Here is a 21267-nt window from a genome sequence, read left to right as displayed (position 1 = left end):
AAATGACATGAACGCGCGCGTTCTCGACGGCGAAATCATCACCAGCAGGCTCGACGATGTCAGGGCCTATGACGGCGTACGCACGAGGCGCATCCTGGCTTTTGTGATCGACTATATCATCGTCGCGCTGCTCACCATTCCGTTTGCCATTCTGGTGTTCTTTCTCGGGCTTTTGACCCTCGGCCTTGGCTGGATGCTGTTCGGCGTCCTGGTGCCGACTGTGGCCATCCTCTACATCTGGAACACGTTGGGCAGCGCTGACCAGGCCACCACGGGCATGAAGATGATGGGCATCCGGCTCGACCGGCTCGACGGCAGGCCGATCGACGGCCTCACTGCGGTTGTCCATTCGGTGCTGTTCTGGGCCGGCAATGTCATCCTGTCGCCGCTTGTCCTGCTGGTGACGCTGTTTTCCGACCGCAAACGCACCTTGCACGATCTTTTGCTTGGCACGGTCGTCAGCCGCACCGACCGCTGAAACGGCCCTCTGAAGAGCAGTCGCAACCGATTGAGCACAAATGTGAAGGAGTCGAGTCGACCGCGCCCACATAATCCTGTTGAATTTTTCGCCATCCGCGCCAAAGGTAGAGCGATTCGAAGGAGTGTTTCCAAGGCTCGATGACGCAGCATCCGACCCAGTCGCCGCAGTTCTTCCTGACCGCGCCGTCGCCGTGCCCCTATCTCGACGGCCAGTTCGAGCGCAAGGTGTTCACGCACCTGGTTGGCGACAAGGCGGCGGAGATGAACGACCTGTTGACGCAAGGCGGCTTCCGGCGCTCGCAGAACATCGCCTACCGGCCGGCCTGCGAGACCTGCCGCGCCTGTGTTTCGGTACGCATCCTCGCCCAGGAATTCGTCGCCAGCCGCAACATGAAGCGCGTGCTGCAGCACAATTCCGATCTCGTCGGCTACATGCACAATGCCGAGCCCTCGACCGAACAATATTCCCTGTTCCGCAGCTACCTCGATGCCCGCCACCGCCGTGGCGGCATGTCCGACATGACGGTGCTCGACTATGCGATGATGGTCGAGGATACCCATGTCGACACCAAGGTGATCGAATATCGGCGGCGTGGACCCGACACCTTCATCACCGGCAAGGGACAGGGCGAGCTGATCGCGGTGGCGCTCACCGACAAGATGGCTGACGGCCTGTCGATGGTCTATTCCTACTTCAATCCCGATTTCGAGGAACGGTCGCTCGGCACGTTCATGATCCTCGACCACATCGCCCGCGCCAGGGCGATGGGTCTGCCCCATGTCTATCTCGGCTACTGGGTCAACGGCTCGCGCAAGATGAATTATAAGATGCGCTTCATGCCGCAGGAGCATCTCGGCCCCAAGGGCTGGGAACGCTACATCAACGAAGCGGTTTCACGCTGAGCTTTTCCAAGGTCCGCCTTTAAACTGTTTCAAGGCAGGGGATGCTGGTCTTTCAGCCGGTTGGCTGGAGAGAGTGCGCCATTGCACCGGCCGGCCGCCAGCCTGCATTTCATTGCGAAAGTTCCTGCATGTCCTCTCATCACGATCACCAGAAAGGTCTTTTGATAACCGCCATCGGCGGGCTCACGCTGACTGTCGACATACCGTTGATCCGCCTCGCCGACGGTGGCGCATGGACGATCATGCTGCTGCGCACCGGCACAACTTTCGTCGCGGCCATGGTCATCTGGTCGGTCTGGCGGGCACTCAGCCGAAACGCCCCGCCGCTGATCCCCGGCTGGTCCGGCCTGATCGTGGCGATATGCTACGGGCTGACCGGGATCACCTTCGTCACCGCCGTCTACCACACCTCGACCGCCGACCTGGTGTTCATCCTGGCCTTCAACACCGTCTTTGCGGGGTTGCTGTCCTGGATATTCCTGCGCGAGAGGCCGCGGCTGGTGACCATCGCGGCGATGGCGATCATGATCTTCGGCGTGCTGGTCATCGTCGGCGGTTCCGTCGGCACCGGCAAGCTGTTCGGCGATTTCATGGCGCTCTGCTCGGCCTTCTTCATCGCCGTGGCCATCACCATCTCGCGCGCCAGTGGCAAGGACATGGGATTCACCTCGCTCGTCGGGGTGCTTCTGCCGCTTGGGCTGGCGGCCTTCATGGTGACAGGCGAAGGCTTTCACGTGAACGCGCCCTGGTGGATCATCTTCAACGGCGCGGTCGTCATGCCGATTTCGTTCTTCTGCCTTGCCGCCGGGCCGAAATACATTTCGGGACCGGAAGTGGCGATGTTCTACGTGCTCGAAACGGTGCTGGCGCCGGTCTGGGTGTGGATGATCTTCGCCGAGGCACCGACCCGGAACAGCCTGATCGGTGGCGGGATCCTGATCGTCACGCTGACTGCGCATTCGCTGTGGCAACTGCATGAGGGCCGCAAGCGCCGAGCGACGCTCGCCGTCGCTCACCCGGCCTAGAGAGTGGACGGCAGTCGTTCCAGACCTGCAGCGCACGCAAGCGCAATCAACGCGTTGCCGTATCTGAAAAAGGCTCTGCGATTATCTGGTATTCGTCCTCGTAAACAACATATCCCAGACGGGAACTCTTCATGACCTCGACATGATGCCCATGCCGCCCAAGGAGCGCCGCGAGGTCATAAGCCCTTGCCAAATGGTCCGTTGCCGTTGGCTTGAACCAGCTTAATCCTTGGGTCGTCTGTTTCCGGTAAAAACCTTTCGATCTTGAGAGGTTGAAACGTGGCGGTACCGCAAGGTTCTGTCGAAACCAGGCGAGACTATCTTCCAGCCGATCTAACGTGTGTTGATCGATATCAGGTTGGCCTCGCAATTCGTAGGCAGCGCCAAAAAAACCTTCGCGCGCCTGCATTCCCTCAATAATTCTTGGCAGAACAAATCGCAAAAACATGCGTAGACCGACGTCAGGTGAGTCGCGCTTGGATCCCGAAGATCATGCCCGGGCCTTTTTCTCGGCGACAATTTCGATCTGCGGCGGGCTGCCTTCGATCTCGGCGACGCCATCGGGAACGACGTCTTCCGCCATTTCCACCTCGCGCAGCCATTCGCGCCAGATAGCCACCAGCAGGGCCATCAGCACCGGGCCGATGAACAGGCCGAGAAACCCCATGGTCTTGACGCCGCCGATCAGACCGAAAAAAGTCGGCAGGAAGGGCAGTTTTATCGGGCCACCGACGAGCTTGGGGCGCAATGTCTTGTCGACGATGAACAGTTCGACCGCCCCCCAGAGGAACAGCGCCAGCCCGGCCATCGGCGAGCCGCTGGCGGCGAGGTAGATCGAGACCAGCGTGAACGACAGCGGTGCACCGCCCGGGATGAGCGCCATGACGCCGGTCAGGGCGCCGAGTGTGACCGGCGACGGCACGCCGGCCAGCCAGTAGGCGATGCCCAGCACCAGGCCCTCGCCGATGGCGATGACGGTCATGCCGGTCACCGTCGACGAGATCGTCGCCGGCACGACGCGCGAGATCCGCTCCCATCTGGTCGGCAGGATGCGCTCGCCGAGACGGTCGACCTGGCCGGCAAAGTGCTCGCCGTCGCGATAGGCGAAGAACAGCGCGATCATCATGAACAGCAGCGTCAACAGCAGGCCGAAAGCACTGCCGCCTGCGGCCAGCACGCCACGATAGATGCTGCCGATATTAGCGCCGCTGACCAGCTGGATCAGCTCACCAATGCCGCCCGGATGGCCGAAATTGGTGGTCCACTGTTCGTTCAGCCACTCGCCCACGACAGGCATGGTGGCGATCCAGTGTGGCGTCACCGCGCCGTGGCGGTTGGTCTCGATCGCCCAGGCGACCCATTCGCGGACCTCGTTGATCGCATAGGTGCCGGCGAGCGCGATCGGGATCACCAGGAAGGCGAGGATGAACAGGATGGCGAAGGTCGCGGCGATGGTGCGGTTGCCGCCGACCGCGGCAAGCAGGCGGCGGTAGAGCGGCCAGCTGGCGAAAGCGATGACGAGCGCCGCCAGCACCGGAAACAGGAAGCCGTGGAAGAAATAGACGCCGGCGGCAACGATCAGCACCAGCAGCCAGCGTGCCGCCGACAGCGGCGGGATGACGGCTGCCCTGAGCGGCGTCGACAGGCCGAAGAGGCGCTGCTGCCGTTCCGGTTTCTGGATTCTTGCTTCCTTCAAACGCCTGGCTCTCCCAAACACCCCTCCTGTCTATGCACTGATATAGTGCAGCAATCGTGACGATAGTCCAAATGAGATGGTGAAGCTGCCAATCTCCCCCTCGTGGGAGAGGCCCGGCAGGACAGAGGGGGCGTGAAGGATCGCGGCCTTGGATTTGGACCGTGAGCCGCAAACCAATCGAGTATCTGTGAACTCGACCGTCGGCGGGACAGCGCCCCCCTCTCCCTGCCGGGCATCTCCCCACGAGGGGGGAGATCGGCAGCTTCACTCGCTACCCAAATTTCCCCGTCCTCGGGAATCCCTTCGGCACCATGCGTCCGGCCGAGGCACGGGCGCCGATCCATTCAGCCAGTTCCTCGCGCGACCTTGTGAAGGTGCGGTCGGCTGAATCCTGCCAGGAGAGGCCGCTCTCAAGCGTGAACGGCTTGAGGTCGAGAAGGCCGCCATCCTTGTATTTCTGCAGGCGCACGCCCTTGCCGCGGCCCATCTCCGGAATCTCTGCGAGCGCGAACACCAGCATTTTGCGATTCTCGCCGACGATGGCGAGATGGTCGCCGGTGACCGGGATGCAGCGCTTGGCTTCGTCCGGCGCCTTGACGTTCATCACCTGCTTGCCCTTGCGGGTGTTGGCAACGACTTCCTCCTCCGGCACGATAAAACCGTTGGCGTCGTGCGAGGCCAGCAGCAGCTTGCGCTTCGGATCGTGAACGAAGGCGGTGACGATGTCCTGGTCATTGTCCATATCGACGATGATGCGGATCGGCTCGCCATGGCCGCGCCCGCCAGGCAGCCGGTCGGCGCCGATGGTGTAGAACTTGCCCCCGGTGGTGAAGACCAGTACCTTGTCAGTGGTCTGCGCATGGAAGGCGAGCTTGAGGCTGTCGCCCTCCTTGAAGGTCAGCGTCGAGAGATCGGCCAGATGCCCCTTCATCGCCCGCAGCCAGCCCTTTTCCGAGACGACGACGGTGACAGGCTCGCGCTCGATCATGGCGTGTGCGATGTCGGTCAGATCATGCTCGGGCGCGTCGGCGAACTGGGTGCGGCGCTTGCCGAGCTCGGTCTCCGGACCGAACTTGTCGCGGATGTTGGTGACTTCCCACTTGATCGTCGCCCACTGCTTCTCGTTTGAAGCAAGCAGTGCCTCGATCTGCTTCTTCTCCGCGCTCAGGCCGTCGAATTCCTTGCGGATCTCGAATTCTTCCAGCTTGCGCAGGGCGCGCAGCCGCATGTTGAGGATGGCTTCGGCCTGGGTGTCGGTGAGCGACCAGCGGGCCATCATCACCTGCTTGGGCTCATCCTCCTCGCGGATGATCCTGATCACCTCGTCGATGTTGAGGTAGGCGATCAGGTAGCCGGCAAGTATCTCCAACCGTCTTTCGATTTCGCCGAGGCGATGTTTCGAGCGGCGGACCAAAACCTCGCGGCGGTGCTCGAGCCACTCCTGCAGCACGCCCTTCAGCGACAGCACGTTGGGCACCTTGCCGCGCGACAGCACATTCATGTTGAGCGGGAAGCGGCTTTCGAGCTCGGTCAGCTTGAACAGCGATTCCATCAGGATGCCGGGGTCGACCGAACGGCTCTTCGGCACCAGCACGACGCGGACGTCCTCCGCGCTTTCGTCCCTGATGTCCTCGAGCAGCGGCAGCTTGCGCGCCATCAGCAGCTCGGCGATCTTCTCGATCAGCCGCGCCTTCTGCACGCCGTACGGGATTTCGGTGACAACGATGCTCCAGGTGCCCCTGCCCTGGTCCTCCTGGAACCACTTCGAGCGCACGCGAAAGCCACCGCGACCGGTTTCGTAGGCTTCGAGGATCGAGGCGCGGCTGTCGACGATGATGCCGCCGGTCGGGAAATCCGGCCCCTGGACAAAGTCCATCAGCTTCGCCACCGGCGCGTCCAGGTTTTCGATCAGGTGAAGTGCGGCATCGCAAAGCTCGGCGGCGTTGTGGGGCGGGATCGATGTCGCCATGCCCACCGCAATGCCGGACGAGCCGTTGGCCAGCAGGTTCGGAAAGGCGCCGGGCAAAACCACCGGCTCCTCGTCTTCTTCATTGTAGGTCGGCCGATAATCGACGGCATCCTCGGTGATGCCGGACAAAAGTTCGGTCGCCACATCGGTCATGCGCGCTTCGGTGTAGCGCATGGCGGCGGCGTTATCACCGTCGATGTTGCCGAAATTGCCCTGCCCGTCGACCAGGGGATAGCGCATCGAGAAATCCTGCGCCAACCGCACCAGCGCGTCATAGATCGACTGGTCGCCATGCGGGTGGAACTTGCCCATCACCTCGCCGACGATGCGGGCGCATTTGGCAAAGCCCTGATCGGGGTTGAGCCGCAGCAGGCGCATGGCGTGCATGATGCGGCGATGGACCGGCTTCAGTCCGTCGCGCACATCGGGCAGCGCCCGGTGCATGATGGTCGACAGCGCATAGGCAAGATAGCGCTCTTCCAGCGCCTTCTTCAGATCGACCGGCTCGATGTGATCGCCACCGCCATTTTCAGGCGGCAAAAGCCTTTTTCCCATGGGCTCGGACTAGCCGAGCGGGTGATTCGCGGCAAGAGCCCGACGGAGATACCGGCCTTTCTGCAACATGAAACCATACCCCAGCGGATGTCGGCCAACATCAGCCTGTTACATGCGGGCTCTATCGCCAAGCGCGACGATATCCGGCTATCGGCTCTTCATGACAAATTCACCGGTTTGCGCAAAGACGGTGGGATCGGGTTTGCCTTTCACCGCGATTTTTGACCAATGTGCCGGGACACGCCTTTTTCCGGTCCAGTTCGTCACGGAATGGTGATGGCGCAAATAATTGAAAAAACAATTTCAGGACACTCTCAGGGACCTTGCGATGACAATCAAACGCTCAATTCTCAAGAAACTGGCTTTTTCGACCTTCTTGCTCACGCTGCCGCTGAATGCGGCCCTCGCACAGGATACGGCAGTGGCCGACCGGCTGAAGGCAGCGCTTGTCGCACAAGGTGTCGACATCACCTGGACCGGGGTGACCGGCGACAACACCAGCATGGTGCTACAGGGCGTTGCCATCAAACCGGCGGCGGAGAAGGAAGCGCTTCCCATCGGCGACGTCAAACTCGAAGGCGTGACCGAGGCAAATGGCGGCTATGACATCGCCACCGTATCAACGGCTGCCTTCACACACAGCAAGGACGGCGTCACCCTCGACCTCAGCCCCTTCGTCATCCACGACATGACAGTTCCGGCCGACGGCGCCACCGGCCCGCTGGGCTCGCTGATGATGTACAAGTCCGCCGAACTCTCGAACATGACCGTCAAGGTCGCCGACAAGACCGCCTTCTCGATGGACGGACTTGCCATCGAGATCACGCCGCCGGCGGACGGCAAGGCGATGGAATTCACCGCAACCACCGAAAAATTCAATGCCGACCTGACGCTGGTGGACGATCCCAAGTCCAAGGAAGTCATCAACGCGCTCGGCTACCAGAACATCGCGGGCAACCTCGAAATGGCCGGCACCTGGCAGCCCACGGACGGCAAGATGGAACTGTCGAAATACGACATCTCGGTCGAGAATGCCGGCACGCTCGGCATGACCTTCGATCTCGGCGGCTACACGCTGGACTTCATCAAGTCGCTGCAGGAAATGCAGAAGAAGATGGCGGCACAGCCGGAAGGCGCCGACAATTCGGCGCAAGGCATGGCCATGCTCGGCCTGTTGCAGCAGCTTTCGTTCAACAGCGCCTCGATCCGCTTCGACGACGATTCGCTGACCAACAAGGTTCTGGACTATGTCGGCAAGCAGCAAGGCATGTCCGGCAAGGACATCGCCAACCAGGCCAAGGCGATCGTGCCGTTCGGCATGGCTCAGCTCAACAATCCGGAACTGACTGCGCAGGTTACGGCCGCGGTCAGCAAATTCCTCGACGATCCGAAGAGCCTCGAAATCTCGGCCGAGCCGCCGGCCTCGGTGCCGTTCGCGCTGATCATGGCGGGCGCCATGTCCAACCCGCTCGACCTGCCTAAGACACTTGGCGTCTCCGTCAAGGCCAACGAAGACTGATCGAAGCGATCTGGTATGCGAAAGGCCCGGCAGCGATGCCGGGCTTTTCGTTGGGATTAGCGAATCGAAAGAATGGTTCGGGCGGTCTTTAAAGCATCGCCCGAAGCGCGATCAGGCGTCCTTCTTGGGCACGGCAACGCGCAGCGCCAGGTCGCGAAGCTGCTGCGGGCTCGCTTCCGACGGTGCGTTCATCAACAGATCATAGGCCTGCTGGTTCATCGGGAACATGGTGATCTCACGCAGGTTCTTGGCGCCGAGCAGCAGCATGACGACGCGGTCGACGCCGGCGGCCATGCCGCCATGCGGTGGTGCGCCATACTGGAAGGCACGATAGAGGCCGCCGAAGCGCTCCTCGACCGTGGCGCGGTCCAGCCCGACCGTCTCGAACGCCTTGACCATGGTTTCGGGCAGATGGTTGCGGATACCGCCTGAGGCGATCTCGAAACCGTTGCAGACCATGTCGTACTGGAACGCCTTGATGCCGAGCAGGTCCTCGCCATTCAGCGCATCGATGCCACCTTGCGGCATCGAGAACGGGTTGTGGGCGAAGTCGATCTTCTTCTCTTCCTCGTTCCACTCGAAGAACGGGAAGTCGACGATCCAGCACAGCTCGAAACGCTCGCGGTCGACAAGGTTCAGCTCCTCGCCGGCACGGGTGCGCGCAGCCCCCGCGAAGGAGACGAACTTCTTCGGGTCGCCGGCAACGAAGAAGGCGGCGTCGCCATCGGCAAGGCCGAGCTGAAGGCGGATCGCCTCGGTGCGCTCCTCGCCGATGTTCTTGGCGAGCGGACCGGCGCCTTCGAGCTTGTCGCCCTCCTTGCGCCAGAAGATATAGCCCAGCCCCGGCTGGCCCTCGCCCTGCGCCCAGGAATTCATACGGTCGCAAAAGGCGCGGCTGCCGCCGGTCTTGGCGGGAATGCCCCACACTTCGGCCTTCGGGTCGTTGGCCAGGATGTTGGCGAACACCTTGAAGCCGGAATCGCGAAAATGATCGGAGACGGCCTGCATCTCGATCGGGTTGCGCAGGTCCGGCTTGTCGGAGCCGTATTTGCGCATGGCCACATCATAGGGAATGCGCTGGAAGTTCTGCGTCACCGGTTTGCCGTTGGCGAAGGTCTCGAAGACCCCGCGCATGACAGGTTCCATGGTCGACAGCACGTCGTCCTGCTCGACGAAGCTCATTTCAAGGTCGAGCTGGTAGAATTCGCCGGGCAGGCGATCGGCACGCGGGTCCTCGTCGCGGAAGCAGGGCGCGATCTGGAAATAGCGGTCGAAGCCCGACACCATGATCAGCTGCTTGTACTGCTGCGGCGCCTGCGGCAGCGCATAGAAGGTGCCGGGATGGATGCGCGACGGCACCAGGAAGTCGCGCGCGCCTTCCGGCGACGACGCGGTGAGGATCGGCGTCGAGAATTCGGTGAAGCCGACCTCGCCCATGCGCTTGCGCATTTCCGCGATGATTTTCGTCCGCGCGATGATGTTCTTGTGCAGCGTCTCGCGGCGCAGATCGAGGAAGCGGTATTTCAGCCTGATGTCCTCGGGATAGTCGGGCTCGCCGAACACCGGCAGCGGCAATTCCTTGGCCGCCGACAGCACCTCGATCTCGCGGGCGAAGATCTCGATCTCGCCGGTCGGCAAATTGGCGTTGGTGGTCTCGGGCAAACGCGCCTTGACCTCGCCGTCGACGCGGATGACCCACTCGCCGCGTACGGTCTCGGCGACCTTGAAGGCCGGCGAATCCGGATCGGCGACGATCTGGGTCAGGCCATAATTGTCGCGCAGGTCGATGAAGAGCAGGCCGCCATGATCGCGCACGCGATGCACCCAACCCGACAGGCGAACGGTCGAGCCGACGTCGCTCTTCCTCAACTGGGCACAGGTATGGCTGCGGTAACGGTGCATTGTCATTGGTAAAGTCCGGGGTGCTGGGTTGCAGGCCAAGCATCAAGCCCGGCCTCAAAATTTGCGCGAAAAGCGCATGGGAGGCCGGATTTGTCAAGGCAAGCAGCTTCGACAGGACATCCGTTGTAAACTTGGGCGGCACAATGGATAGCGATATCCTCTACCGCTACGTTTACGGCAAATGAGATCAGGATATGCAAAACCAGAAGCTCTTTCTGACACCTCAAGAGCGCAGCCGCATCGTCAACCTGCTTGACGCGGCTCGCATAGACGATTGGGCGCGGTTCAAAGCCCTCTCCGACGGTGACTTTCCGAACGACGAATCGATGCGGGAGCAGTTCGACGGATCGCGGCTCATAATCGACTACGATCGTATCGACCCGGAACAGCAATTCGCTGTTGGCGTAGATCCCGACGGTTTCCGGCTCATCACCGGTCAGTTGCCTCCGCGCGACGATCAACGGCAACAGGTGATCATGACGATCTGTAGCAAGAACCTAAACGACGGCCCGTTCATAAGCGTTTGGACCTTCCACGAAGAGTTGGACATATCCTCGCTGTAGTTTGCCGGGAATTGCCGCTGGTATTGGTCAAGGCGATGGTTCAAGAAGGGATCACCGACACGTGATTGCTTCATGTCCTCCATCCGCCCGATGATCCCGCTTCTTCTCGCCGCAGGCATACTGCTCGGCGGCAATGGGCTGCAGAGCACGCTGATCGCGCTGCGCGGCGCGCAGGAAGGGTTTTCGGCTTCCGACATCGGCCTGATGGGCACCTTCTACTTCGCCGGCTTCCTGCTCGGCTGCCTGGCCATCACCCGCATCATGAAGGCGGTCGGCCATATCAGGGCATTTTCGGCGCTGGCGGCAATCGCCTCAGTCGGCACCTTGCTCCTGGTGCTGGTCATCGATCCGGTGATGTGGTGCGCGGTGCGTCTTGCCGGCGGCTTCTGCTTCGCCGGGCTGTTCACCATCGTCGAAAGCTGGCTGAATTCCGGCGTCAGCAATCACGATCGGGCACGCGTGCTGGCGATCTACCGGATGGTCGACATCGGTTCGGTGACATCAGCCCAGTTCCTGATCCCGATCTTCGGCGCTGGCGGTTTCGCAATTTTCGCTATCATGTCGATGATGATCACGCTGTCGCTGGTGCCGGTTTCGCTCGGCGACCGCTCCAACCCGACGCCGCCGGAGGAGGTCAAGCTCGACTTGGCGCGCGTCTGGCGGATTTCGCCGCTGGGCTGCTTCGGCTGCATCGCCGTCGGCGTCACCAACAGCGCCTTTCGCACCTTGTCGCCTGTCTATGCCGAGCAGATCGGCATGTCGGTCGCCGATGTCGTCACCTTCGTCAGCGTCGGCATTTTCGGCGGCGCCATCATCCAGTATCCGCTGGGTTACCTTTCCGACCGCTGGGACCGGCGCCGGGTGCTGCTGATGACGACGTGCTGCGCGATGTTTTCGGCGCTGGCGCTGGTGTTCATCGCCGGCAGCAATCCGGCGCTCAACTTCATCTTCATCTTCATCTTCGGCTGTTTCGCCATGCCGCTCTATTCGCTGTCGGCGGCGCATTCCAACGACCGCGCCGACACGGGCGAGTTCGTGCTGATCAACGCGGCGCTGATGCTGTTCTATTCCTTCGGCGCCATTGGTGGCCCGTTCGCCGCCTCGACGGCGATGCAATATTTCGGACCGGGCGCCCTGTTTGTATTCAGCGCGGTGGTCTATGCGATCTTCATCGCCGTCATCCTCTACCGCATGCAGGCCCGGTCCGGGGTGCCGGCGGGCAGGCGCGGCCGCTTCATTGCGCTCCTGCGCACTTCGACGGTTTTCGCGCGGCTGGCCAGGAGAAACGGCGATTCCGACGGTCCGGGAACCTCATGATGGCGGTGCCAAAGCTTGACGAAAGCCCCGGCGGCTGAAATCTAGGAAGACCTTACTCCTGCCAAAAGCGATTTGATGCACGTCATCACCACCCAGAAAGAACTCGAGACCGTTCTCGCCGCTTTCGAAAAGTCGGATTTCGTCACTGTCGACACCGAATTCATTCGAGAAACGACGTTTTGGCCGATCCTGTGCCTGATCCAGATGGCCGCTCCCGGCGTGACGGCACTGATCGATCCGCTGGCTCCCGATATCGACCTGAAGCCGTTCTTCAGGCTGATGGCCAACGAGGCGGTGGTCAAAGTCTTCCACGCCGCGCGGCAGGACATCGAAATCATCGTCCATCTCGGCGATCTGGTTCCGCATCCAGTGTTCGACACGCAAGTGGCGGCGATGGTCTGCGGCTTCGGCGACAGCGTTTCCTACGATCAGCTCGTGCAGCGCATCACCGGCGCGCGGCTCGACAAGTCGTCGCGCTTCACCGACTGGCGCCACCGGCCGCTTTCCGACAAGCAGCTCGACTATGCGCTGGCCGACGTCACCCATCTGATCGAGGTCTATCAGCACCTCAGCGCCGAACTGGCGCGCGAAAACCGCGCCCATTGGCTCAACGAGGAAATGGAGGTGCTGACCTCGCGCGAAACCTATGATCCGCACCCCGAGGACGCCTGGAAACGGCTGAAGATGCGGCTGCGCAAGCCGCAGGAACTGGCGATCGTGCAGGGCGTTGCGGCGTGGCGCGAGCGCGAGGCGCGCGAACGCGACGTGCCGCGCGGCCGCGTGCTCAAGGACGACGCGATCTACGAGGTGGCGCAGCAGGCGCCGCGCGACGCGGCAGCCCTGGGCAAGCTGCGCACGACGCCGAAGGGCTGGGAACGCTCCTCGACGGCGACGGCGCTGCTCGGCGCGGTCAACACCGCCCTTGCCTTGCCCAAGGAGCAGATGCCGAAACTGCCAAAGAGTTTCCAGCCGCCCGAGGGCTCGAGCGCCGCGGCGGAACTGTTGAAGGTGCTGCTGCGGATCGTCGCCGAAAAGGAAGGCGTCGCCTCCAAGGTGCTGGCCTCCAGCGACGACATCGACCGTATCGCCGCCGAGGGCGAGGAAGCCGACGTACCGGCCCTGCAGGGCTGGCGGCGCGCGGTGTTCGGCGAGGCCGCGCTCAAGCTGGTACGCGGCGAGATCGGCATCAAGTTCGACAAGCGCAAGATTGCGGTGTTCGACCTGTAGAGGAGCGTTCTTTCCTTCTCCCGCAAGCAAATGGAGAAGGCAGAACTGTCTGCTCAAACCACGCCGAGCAGGTGCAGCGCGAACCAGATCCATCCCAGCAGGAGAATCACCGCACTGACGAAGAACGAGCGGCTGCGCAGCAGCAGATTGTTGCTGGTCAGGTGAACCCAGGCGTGGAAATAGCGCGATGCGACGAAAATCCACATCAGCGCCAGGGTCAAATAGTTGACGCCGTTGGTCAGGTGCAGCGCCAGGCACAGCACATAGAACAGCACCGGCAGCTCGAACTGGTTGGTGAGATTGGCGGAAACGGTAACGCTGGAGGCCGGCTCGGTCGAACGCACCTTGAAATGACCGGGCTTCGCCTCGCCTGACCTGATTGCGCCGTATCTGCGGCGACCCAGGACGCAGTAGACAATGTAGATCAGCAGCACATGCGCCAGAACAGGCCAGAAGATCGTGGTCTGGTTCACGAAGTTTCCCCTAGCGGGCTGAGCTTTGCGCGCGGCATCAGGCCAGGCGTTTCTGGCCTGCCAGCCAGAAGGCGGCAATGACGATCACCGGGACGGCGAAAAGCGCGAATTTGGTGACGGTGAGCGCCGAAGCCAAAGACAGCGAGTCCGGATTCGCCGACAGGAAATCGGACAGAAGCCGCGCTACCGCGATGTTCTGGGCGTAGTCGGCAAGCGTGTAGGGCAGCACCAGGACCAGCGCGAAGATCGACTGCAGCTGCACCGGCTGCACGCGGAAAGCCTTCAATCGCCGGCCGGTGGCCAGGATCAGGCTGACCAGCGTCACAGACAGCAGCGCCGGGAACAACAGATCGAAGGTCAGATAGTGCCAGACGAGAATGATCTCGCCGCCGCGCCGGCCGAGTGCCGTCAGCCAGGCCATGCCTTCGTCCGGAGTGAAACCGAAAATACGCATGTCGAGTGATGGCAAGCCGCCGCTCAACTGGCGGAAGTAGAGTAATTCCATAGCCGTCATGGCGATGAAAACGACCGCCGACAGGAAACAGAGTGCGCCTGCGTGGCGCGGCAGCCGCAGGATCGTTGCCGTCAGGCTCCGCCCGAGCCCGTACCGGTCAGGCTCCGCCGGGATAGTTCGGGCTTTCGCGGGTAATCGTGACGTCATGGGCGTGGCTTTCACGAAGTCCGGCATTGGATATGCGCACAAAAGTGGCGCGCTCGCGGAAATCGGCAAGATCGCGGCCACCAACATAACCCATAGCGGCTTTCAAGCCGCCCGCAAGCTGGTGCAGCACGCCAGACACAGGTCCTTTGTAGGGAACCTGCCCTTCGATGCCTTCCGGGACCAGTTTCAGCGTGTCGCGCACCTCGGCCTGGAAGTAGCGATCGGCGGAGCCGCGGGCCATGGCGCCGACCGAGCCCATGCCGCGATAGGCCTTGAAGGAGCGGCCCTGGTGCAGATAGACCTCGCCCGGGCTTTCGTCGGTTCCGGCCAGCAGCGAGCCGATCATGGCCGCACTGGCGCCTGCGGCGAGCGCCTTGGCCAGATCGCCGGAATATTTGATGCCGCCATCGGCGATCACCGAGACGCCGGATTTGTGCGCCGTCTCGACCGCCGACATGATGGCTGAGAGCTGCGGCACGCCGACGCCGGCAACGATGCGGGTGGTGCAGATGGAACCCGGGCCGATGCCGACCTTGACGGCGTCGGCACCGGCGTCGATCAGCGCCTGCGTGCCCGCGGCGGTGGCGACATTGCCAGCCAGGATGCGGACGGAGTTGGATAGTTTTTTCGCCCGCGTGACGGCGTCGAGCACGCGCTGCGAGTGGCCATGCGCGGTGTCGATCACCAGAAGGTCGACGCCGGCATCGATGAGGCGTTCGGCGCGCTCGAAACCGTCATCGCCGACGCTGGTGGCGGCGGCGGCGCGCAGGCGGCCCTGTGCGTCCTTGGTGGCGTGCGGATTGAGCTGCGACTTCTCGATGTCCTTGACGGTGATCAGTCCGACGCAATTGCCTTGCCTGTCGACGACGACCAACTTTTCGATCCTGTGCTGGTGCAGGAGGCGCTTGGCCTCGTCCTGGTCGACGTTCTCCTTGACCGTGATCAGGTTGTCACGGGTCATCAGTTCATGGACCTTCTGCGCCGGATCGGACGCAAAGCGCACGTCGCGATTGGTCAGGATGCCGATCAGCCGGCCGATCTTGTGGCCGCCGCTGCCGCCGTTCTCGACCACCGGAATGCCCGAGATCGAATAGCTGCGCATCAGGCCCAGCGCGTCGGCGAGCGTCGCGTCGGGGCCGATGGTGACGGGATTGACCACCATGCCGGATTCGAATTTCTTGACCTGCCGCACCTGCTCGGCCTGTTCGGCCGGCGAGAAATTGCGGTGGATGACGCCAATGCCGCCGGCCTGGGCCATGGCTATGGCAAGCCGCGCCTCGGTGACGGTGTCCATCGCCGCCGACAGGATCGGCACATTCAGGTCGATGTCGCCGGCGATGCGGGTGCGGACATCGGTTTCGCCAGGCATGACCTCGGAATGACCCGGCTGCAGCAGCACGTCGTCAAAGGTCAGCGCCAATGCGCCGGTGGACGTTTCGATGATTTTTGCCATGGCCAGTCCCTTGAACATAAAAACGGTGGGGGAATACAAAAAAGCGCTGGACCGGAATGGACAGCGCCGACTCGTTTCTTCCCTTTCAGGATTGGCGCTGGCTGGTACCACGTCCAAGCACCGATGAAAAGCGGATGATTTCACGCTCCCGGAAAGGTGACTTTCCGGCGAAGGGATGCCACCTGTGGTTGCCGGTCGCACAAAAGTGACAGCAAATTAATGCGACATCCCGGCGAAGGCATGGTAACCGCCCGCCTCAGGGCCGACATGCAACCGGCAACGCAACATTCAAGTCTGGACGCGTTCCTTGAACCGCACCATCCCGCTTATATTGGCGGTCGCCCTTTTCATGGAAAACATGGATTCGACTGTTATCGCGACATCGCTGCCGGCGATCGCCGTCGACATCCACACCAGCCCGATCGCGCTCAAGCTGGCCCTGACCGCCTATCTCGTCTCGCTGGCGATCTTCATTCCGATCAGCGGCTGGATGGCCGACCGTTTCGGCGCCAAGAATATCTTTCGCGCCGCGATCGCCGTCTTCATCGTCGGCTCGATCGCCTGCGCGCTGTCCGGTTCGCTGCCGGCTTTTGTGGTCTCGCGCTTCCTGCAAGGCATTGGCGGCGCCATGATGACACCGGTCGGGCGGCTGGTGCTGGTGCGCGCGACACCAAAAAGCGAACTCGTCGCGGCGATGTCCTGGCTAACCGTTCCGGCGTTGGTCGGACCGTTGGTCGGGCCGCCGGTCGGCGGCTTCATCACCACCTACTTCACCTGGCACTGGATCTTCCTGATCAATGTGCCGATCGGCCTGATCGGCATCTGGCTGGCGACGCGTTTCCTGCCGGAGACCGAATCGATGGAGACGCCGCCGCTCGACTTCCTCGGCTTCGTGCTAAGCGGGCTGGCGGCATCCGGCGTGGTTTTCGGCCTGTCGGTGGTGAGCCTGCCCTATTTGCCGCCGGCCACCGGCCTTATCACCGTAGCGGTCGGCCTGCTTTCGGGCGCGCTCTATCTGCTGCACGCGCGACGCGCCAAAAATCCCTTGCTGGCGCTCGAATTGTTCCGCAACCAGGTGTTCCGCTCCTCGGTGCTTGGCGGCGGACTGTTCCGCATCGGCATTGGTGCCGTGCCGTTCCTGCTGCCGCTGATGTTCCAGATCGGTTTTGGGCTGACGCCGTTCCAGTCCGGCATGATCACCTTCGTCTCGGCGATCGGCGCCATCGGGATGAAGTTTGTCACCGCGCTGATCTTCCGCGTCGCCGGCTTCCGCCGCGTCCTGGTTGTCGGTTCTCTGGTCGCCGCCGCCTCGATCGCCATCAACGGCCTGTTCACACCCGACACACCCTATCTCTTGATGCTGGCCATGCTGCTCGTCGGCGGCTTCATCCGCTCGATGTTCTTCACCGGCGTCAATGCGCTCGCCTATGCCGAGGTTTCGGCTGAAGACACCAGCAAGGCGACACCGATCACGGCGGTGTTCCAGCAGTTGTCCGTCGCGCTCGGCGTGGCGCTGGCCGGCGGAATCCTGGAAGTGTCCACAAGCCTGCACGACCGATCACTGACGCTGGCGGATTTCCACACCGCGTTTTTCGTCGTCGCGGCGATTTCGGCCGCCGCGTCGCTGTCGTTCATGCGGCTGGCGCCCGATGCCGGCAACGCCATCTCCGGCCACGGCCGCCTGACCACACCCAAGACGCTGGAAACGAGCACGGCGGGGAAGTAGTTCCCTCTTGCCTTCTCCCCTGTGGGAGAAGGTGGATCGGCGCGAAAGCGCCGAGACGGATGAGGGGTGTTCCAGCGGAGTGAAACGTTGGCGCTCCCTGGAGCTCATCCGTCGCCTTCGGCGACACCTTCTCCCAGGGGAGAAGGAAGATCTCGCCCTTTGAAATCCTTGGCCAGCAAATAAAGCTCGACCGATTCATCCCGCGACGCCGGCGGCTTGACGTGATGGACCGAGCGGAAATTCTTCTTGAGCATGGAGAGCAGTTCGTTTTCGGCGCCGCCCTGGAAGGTCTTGGCAAGGAAGTGCCCGCCTGGCTTCAGCACCGACAGCGCGAAATCGGCCGCCACCTCGCACAGATGCATGGTGCGGATATGGTCGGTCCGCTTGTGGCCGGTGGTCGGTGCCGCCATGTCGGACAACACGATATCGGGATCCCCACCCAGCGCCTCGGCCAGCTTCTGCGGCGCCTGCGGATCGAGGAAATCCATCAGCAGCACCGGTGCGCCGGGCACGGCGTCCATTTCGAGATAATCGATGCCGATGACATGCGGCTTGTCGGCCGTCGATTTCGTCCGCGCGGCGGCGACCTGGCACCAGCCGCCGGGGGCGGCACCGAGATCGATCACCTTCATGCCGGGTTTCAACAGATGATGCTTGTCGTCGATCTCGATCAGCTTATAGGCCGCGCGCGAGCGATAGCCGTCAGCCTTGGAGCGCTGGACATAGGGATCGTTGATGTGGCGCTGCAGCCAGCGGCGCGACGATTCCTTCAGCCCGCTCTTCTTCTTGATTCGCGTCTTCAGCACGCGAATGCTGGCGGATCCTGGTTTTTCCGGTTTCTTGGTCATTGCCTGATTTCTGGTCCGGGTTTTCTCGCTCGTCGAGTTGTGTTCATTTTTCGACGTCTGCGCGTTTCGTGAACGGCTTCCCCCACTCCGTCTCGGCTTCGCCGAGCCACCTCTCCCCCCTCCGGAGGGAGAGGAAGGGAGCCAGCCTGCATAAGTTCACGCCTTTCCTCTCCCCCGTCGATCGGGGGAGAGGTGTCGAGCGTAGCTCGACGGAGTGGGGGTCGACTGTTCACGCTCTGCCACGCCCATCGTTGCGCCAGACGCCATCATCGGCCATCAGTTCGCTTAAAATACCTTCGCGCAGGCCACGATCGGCGACGCGCAGCCGCTCGGACGGCCATACGGCGCGGATCGCTTCGAGGATAGCACAGCCGGCCAGTACCAGATCGGCGCGATCGGCACCGATGCAAGGGTTGGCGCAGCGCTGCTGGAAATCCCAGCCAACCAGTCTCTCGACCATGCGATCGACGCTGTCGCGGTCCATCCACAGCCCGTCGACACGGCGGCGATCGTAGCGCTCGAGTTCAAGGTGGACACCGGCCAGCGTCGTCACCGTTCCGGACGTGCCCAGCAGATGGAAATTCGGGCTGGCCTTGAGATGGCTCAGCCGATCGCGACCGTCGAAGCTGGCCAGCCGGCCGGCAACGTCATCGACCATGGCGGCGAAGATCTCGCGCGTCACCGTGCGGCCGCCAAAGCGCTCGGCCAGCGAGACGACGCCGACCGGCAGCGACGTCCACGACACGATATGATTGGCCAACCTCGGCGAACGGCGGCCGGCGAGATCGATGAGCGCGATTTCCGACGAGCCACCGCCAATATCGAACAGCACGACGCCTTGGGTGTCGCGCTCGACCAGCGAGCCGCAGCCGGACACCGCCAGCCGCGCCTCGGTCTGGCGGTCAATGATCTCGAGCTTCAGGCCGGCCTCGCGTTCGACGCGGTCGATGAACTCGACGCCGTTTTCGGCCGTCCGACAAGCCTCGGTGGCGATCAGCCGGGCTTTTCTGATCTTGCGGTTGCGCAATTTGTCGCCGCAGATTTTCAGCGCCTCGACCGCGCGGTCCATCGCCGGCTGGCCGAGCCGGCCATTGGCGGTGAGCCCCTCGCCCAGCCGGACGATGCGCGAAAAGGCGTCGATGACGCGGAATTGGCCATGCCGCGTCGGCACGGCGACCAACAGCCGGCAATTGTTGGTGCCGAGGTCAAGCGCCGCAAACACCGGAAGCTCATGGACCGGCGGCCGACGGGCGCCTTGTTCCGGCCGCGGCTCAAGAGCGGCGGGCGAGACCGCCGCTTCCGCCGGTCTGTGGGCCTCCGCCGCCGGGGCACCGGTTTTGCCTGGCGCCGGCGATCGATTCTCCGCGGGGCGCGCTTCCTCGCGCGCAAAAACCTTGCGCCCGCGCCTTCGCTTGCGCCGCTTCTTGGGCTTGCCTTTGTGGGGTGCGTCGCCCGCCTGCCCGTCTGCGGAGCGGAGCTCCGTCGGGCGGCGTTGCTGCCAGCTTGCGTTCCCCGGGTCAGCCGACCGCTGGGAAGCGCTGGACACGCCCACCTCCGGCGCGCCGGCGCCGGTATCGTGGTCTTCCACTGTCGTTCCTTCCGGCGCCGCGCGAACCTATGATGGACGCAGCAGGCGCTTCAGTGTTTTAAGTTGTCGCCAGACTAACAGCGCCGTGCCCGATCACCAAGAGCCGCATGCCGAATTTTACCGGCAGGCCGCTGACCGCCGTTCCGGTGCCACCGTGAGATGAATCCGTTGCCGGCGCAACGCCTGCCGGCATCTCTTCGGTCGCCCCACGGACAAATCTTGCCGGCCGCCGCTGCGACAAGGGTTCGCGGTTGAATAGCCGGCTTCGATGAGGCATTTCTGAAATGAGCGGAAGAATCCGGCGCAGCCGGCCTCCCACCAGCCGCGAAAGGAAGCGGACCCCGCAACGCATGGCAGTCAGGCAATGAACTGGAGACGCTATTTCTGGCCGGTCGTCGGCATCGCGGCGGTGATCTTCTCGCTGCTGCTGCTCTGGCACGAACTGCGCGGCATTTCGCTCGACGATGTCTGGGACGGCATCGCTGCCATTCCGACCCGCGGCTGGGTTCTTGCCGCGCTGAGTTCGATCATCGCCTATGCTTCGCTCGCCGGCTACGACCACATCGCGCTTCTGCATATCGGCAAGCGCGTGTCGTGGCTGTTCGTCACGCTGTGCTCCTTCACCACCTATGCGCTGTCGCACAACATTGGCGGTTCGGTGTTCTCGGGCGCCGTCATCCGCTACCGCGCCTACGGTACCAGGGGCCTGACCGGACAGGATGTCGGCGTGCTGGTGGCGGTCTGCTGGATCACCTTCGTGCTGTCGACGATTTTGGCCTCGGGCCTCGTTCTGGTGTTCGAGCCTGAGATACTCGACCGATTTTCCGGCATCGCCCATCATGGCCTGTCCGAAGCGGCCGGTATCGCGATGCTGCTGCTCGTCGCCGCCTATGTCTTCGGCAGCTGGCTGCATCTGCGCCCGCTGAAGATCGCCAGCTTTCAGCTGCATTATCCGGCGCTGCCGATCGTCGCCCGGCAGTTGCTGATCGGCCCGATCGAACTGCTGGCCGCCGCCGCGATCATCTTCTTCGCCCTGCCCGCAGCCCACAATCCCGGCTACTTCGTCATACTGGGCGTCTTCCTCGTCTCCTTCTCGATCGCGCAGATCTCGCATGCGCCGGGCGGACTCGGCGTGTTCGAGGTGGTGTTCCTCGCCGGCCTGTCGGACATGGATCCGGTCGGCGTGCTGGCGGCACTGCTGGTGTTCCGGCTGTTCTACCTGATCGTCCCGCTGATTCTGGGCCTGGGCGTGGTGTTGTTCTTCGAACGCTCGCAGTTCAGCCGGACGGAGCCTTGAGGCGTGGAATAGGACTGGGCGCCGCGCGCCGGCATCTGAAGTGTGGCGTCCTGTCGAAACGTGCC

The 21267-nt window shown here is 62.8% G+C and carries 19 protein-coding genes; 10 read left to right on the top strand and 9 right to left on the bottom strand.

Annotated elements, in window-relative coordinates; translation table 11 throughout:
- The first annotated feature begins 7 nt into the window (after positions 1-7).
- The 3 genes from EN949_RS07195 (at position 8) to EN949_RS07185 (ending at position 2408) form a co-directional block, all read left to right on the top strand.
- The gene (locus tag EN949_RS07195) at positions 8-478 is read left to right on the top strand and encodes an RDD family protein (RefSeq protein WP_127366113.1); all 471 of its coding nucleotides are present in this window, start codon (positions 8-10) and stop codon (positions 476-478) included.
- Between the two features lie 140 nt (positions 479-618).
- The gene (locus EN949_RS07190) at positions 619-1383 is read left to right on the top strand and encodes an arginyltransferase (RefSeq protein WP_024504696.1); all 765 of its coding nucleotides are present in this window, start codon (positions 619-621) and stop codon (positions 1381-1383) included.
- A 128-nt stretch (positions 1384-1511) separates the two neighbouring features.
- Positions 1512-2408 (top strand): DMT family transporter, encoded by an 897-nt coding sequence (locus EN949_RS07185; protein WP_127366114.1) that lies wholly within the window; start codon positions 1512-1514, stop codon positions 2406-2408.
- A 46-nt stretch (positions 2409-2454) separates the two neighbouring features.
- Here the strand turns inward: EN949_RS07185 and EN949_RS07180 are convergent, their stop codons facing one another.
- The 3 genes from EN949_RS07180 to parC form a co-directional block, all read right to left on the bottom strand.
- Entirely contained in the window at positions 2455-2856 is a 402-nt protein-coding gene (locus EN949_RS07180) for a hypothetical protein (protein WP_013532276.1), read from the bottom strand.
- Positions 2857-2898: 42 nt separating this feature from the next.
- On the bottom strand, positions 2899-4104 hold the full coding sequence (locus EN949_RS07175; RefSeq protein WP_127366115.1) for an AI-2E family transporter: 1206 nt from the start codon (positions 4102-4104) through the stop codon (positions 2899-2901).
- A 271-nt stretch (positions 4105-4375) separates the two neighbouring features.
- Complete coding sequence (parC, locus tag EN949_RS07170; RefSeq protein WP_127366116.1) at positions 4376-6628, bottom strand: DNA topoisomerase IV subunit A; 2253 nt, start codon at positions 6626-6628, stop codon at positions 4376-4378.
- On the opposite strand from parC, the gene EN949_RS07165 reads away from it, so the two are divergent.
- Positions 6584-6853, top strand: a complete 270-nt coding sequence (locus EN949_RS07165) for a hypothetical protein (protein ID WP_127423385.1) — start codon at positions 6584-6586, stop codon at positions 6851-6853. The genes parC and EN949_RS07165 overlap by 45 nt on opposite strands.
- Positions 6854-6956: 103 nt before the next feature.
- Complete coding sequence (locus EN949_RS07160; protein WP_127366200.1) at positions 6957-8147, top strand: hypothetical protein; 1191 nt, start codon at positions 6957-6959, stop codon at positions 8145-8147.
- Between the two features lie 111 nt (positions 8148-8258).
- Here EN949_RS07160 and aspS read toward each other — a convergent pair whose 3' ends face one another.
- Complete coding sequence (gene aspS, locus EN949_RS07155; protein WP_064995496.1) at positions 8259-10049, bottom strand: aspartate--tRNA ligase; 1791 nt, start codon at positions 10047-10049, stop codon at positions 8259-8261.
- A 194-nt stretch (positions 10050-10243) separates the two neighbouring features.
- Here aspS and EN949_RS07150 point away from each other — a divergent pair, with 194 nt between their 5' ends.
- The 3 genes from EN949_RS07150 (at position 10244) to rnd (ending at position 13156) form a co-directional block, all read left to right on the top strand.
- Positions 10244-10612, top strand: coding sequence for a hypothetical protein (locus EN949_RS07150; RefSeq protein WP_127366199.1), 369 nt, complete (start codon positions 10244-10246; stop codon positions 10610-10612).
- Between the two features lie 72 nt (positions 10613-10684).
- Positions 10685-11929, top strand: a complete 1245-nt coding sequence (locus EN949_RS07145) for an MFS transporter (RefSeq protein WP_127366198.1) — start codon at positions 10685-10687, stop codon at positions 11927-11929.
- Positions 11930-12004: 75 nt separating this feature from the next.
- A complete protein-coding gene (gene rnd / locus EN949_RS07140) occupies positions 12005-13156 on the top strand; it encodes a ribonuclease D (RefSeq protein WP_127366197.1) in 1152 nt (383 codons plus the stop codon).
- A 53-nt stretch (positions 13157-13209) separates the two neighbouring features.
- Here the strand turns inward: rnd and EN949_RS07135 are convergent, their stop codons facing one another.
- Genes EN949_RS07135 through guaB form a run of 3 tightly spaced genes read right to left on the bottom strand, consistent with a single transcriptional unit; the run spans position 13210 to position 15743 of the window.
- Positions 13210-13629, bottom strand: coding sequence for an MAPEG family protein (locus tag EN949_RS07135; protein WP_127371346.1), 420 nt, complete (start codon positions 13627-13629; stop codon positions 13210-13212).
- A gap of 37 nt (positions 13630-13666) precedes the next feature.
- Complete coding sequence (locus EN949_RS07130) at positions 13667-14290, bottom strand: hypothetical protein (protein WP_127366195.1); 624 nt, start codon at positions 14288-14290, stop codon at positions 13667-13669.
- Positions 14241-15743, bottom strand: a complete 1503-nt coding sequence (gene guaB / locus EN949_RS07125; protein ID WP_013532286.1) for an IMP dehydrogenase — start codon at positions 15741-15743, stop codon at positions 14241-14243. The genes EN949_RS07130 and guaB overlap by 50 nt, the downstream gene beginning before the upstream one ends.
- A gap of 307 nt (positions 15744-16050) precedes the next feature.
- Here guaB and EN949_RS07120 point away from each other — a divergent pair, with 307 nt between their 5' ends.
- Positions 16051-17469: a DHA2 family efflux MFS transporter permease subunit gene (locus EN949_RS07120; protein ID WP_013532287.1), complete on the top strand. Its 1419-nt coding sequence runs from the start codon at positions 16051-16053 to the stop codon at positions 17467-17469.
- A 104-nt stretch (positions 17470-17573) separates the two neighbouring features.
- On the opposite strand, the gene EN949_RS07115 is transcribed toward EN949_RS07120, so the two are convergent.
- Both EN949_RS07115 and EN949_RS07105 read right to left on the bottom strand, forming a co-directional pair.
- Positions 17574-18317: an RlmE family RNA methyltransferase gene (locus EN949_RS07115; protein WP_013532288.1), complete on the bottom strand. Its 744-nt coding sequence runs from the start codon at positions 18315-18317 to the stop codon at positions 17574-17576.
- A 229-nt stretch (positions 18318-18546) separates the two neighbouring features.
- A complete protein-coding gene (locus EN949_RS07105; protein WP_127371660.1) occupies positions 18547-19905 on the bottom strand; it encodes a Ppx/GppA phosphatase family protein in 1359 nt (452 codons plus the stop codon).
- Positions 19906-20269: 364 nt separating this feature from the next.
- Between EN949_RS07105 and EN949_RS07100 the strand changes: the two genes are divergently transcribed.
- The gene (locus EN949_RS07100; protein ID WP_127366986.1) at positions 20270-21202 is read left to right on the top strand and encodes a lysylphosphatidylglycerol synthase domain-containing protein; all 933 of its coding nucleotides are present in this window, start codon (positions 20270-20272) and stop codon (positions 21200-21202) included.
- Positions 21203-21267: the final 65 nt, after the last annotated feature.

Source organism: Mesorhizobium sp. M7A.F.Ca.US.007.01.2.1 (genome assembly GCF_003998165.1).
GTDB classification, from domain to species: Bacteria; Pseudomonadota; Alphaproteobacteria; order Rhizobiales; family Rhizobiaceae; genus Mesorhizobium; species Mesorhizobium ciceri.
This window is presented reverse-complemented; position numbering and strand designations above follow the sequence as displayed.

Coding starts and splice junctions, on each gene's coding strand:
- EN949_RS07100 (WP_127366986.1), top strand. CDS start 20,270: ATGAACTGGAGACGCTATTTCTGGCCGGTCGTCGGCATCGCGGCGGTG.
- parC (WP_127366116.1), bottom strand. CDS start 6,628: ATGGGAAAAAGGCTTTTGCCGCCTGAAAATGGCGGTGGCGATCACATC.
- EN949_RS07185 (WP_127366114.1), top strand. CDS start 1,512: ATGTCCTCTCATCACGATCACCAGAAAGGTCTTTTGATAACCGCCATC.
- EN949_RS07195 (WP_127366113.1), top strand. CDS start 8: ATGAACGCGCGCGTTCTCGACGGCGAAATCATCACCAGCAGGCTCGAC.
- rnd (WP_127366197.1), top strand. CDS start 12,005: ATGCACGTCATCACCACCCAGAAAGAACTCGAGACCGTTCTCGCCGCT.
- EN949_RS07145 (WP_127366198.1), top strand. CDS start 10,685: ATGTCCTCCATCCGCCCGATGATCCCGCTTCTTCTCGCCGCAGGCATA.
- aspS (WP_064995496.1), bottom strand. CDS start 10,049: ATGCACCGTTACCGCAGCCATACCTGTGCCCAGTTGAGGAAGAGCGAC.
- EN949_RS07180 (WP_013532276.1), bottom strand. CDS start 2,856: ATGTTTTTGCGATTTGTTCTGCCAAGAATTATTGAGGGAATGCAGGCG.
- guaB (WP_013532286.1), bottom strand. CDS start 15,743: ATGGCAAAAATCATCGAAACGTCCACCGGCGCATTGGCGCTGACCTTT.
- EN949_RS07190 (WP_024504696.1), top strand. CDS start 619: ATGACGCAGCATCCGACCCAGTCGCCGCAGTTCTTCCTGACCGCGCCG.
- EN949_RS07150 (WP_127366199.1), top strand. CDS start 10,244: ATGCAAAACCAGAAGCTCTTTCTGACACCTCAAGAGCGCAGCCGCATC.
- EN949_RS07130 (WP_127366195.1), bottom strand. CDS start 14,290: ATGACGTCACGATTACCCGCGAAAGCCCGAACTATCCCGGCGGAGCCT.
- EN949_RS07160 (WP_127366200.1), top strand. CDS start 6,957: ATGACAATCAAACGCTCAATTCTCAAGAAACTGGCTTTTTCGACCTTC.
- EN949_RS07115 (WP_013532288.1), bottom strand. CDS start 18,317: ATGACCAAGAAACCGGAAAAACCAGGATCCGCCAGCATTCGCGTGCTG.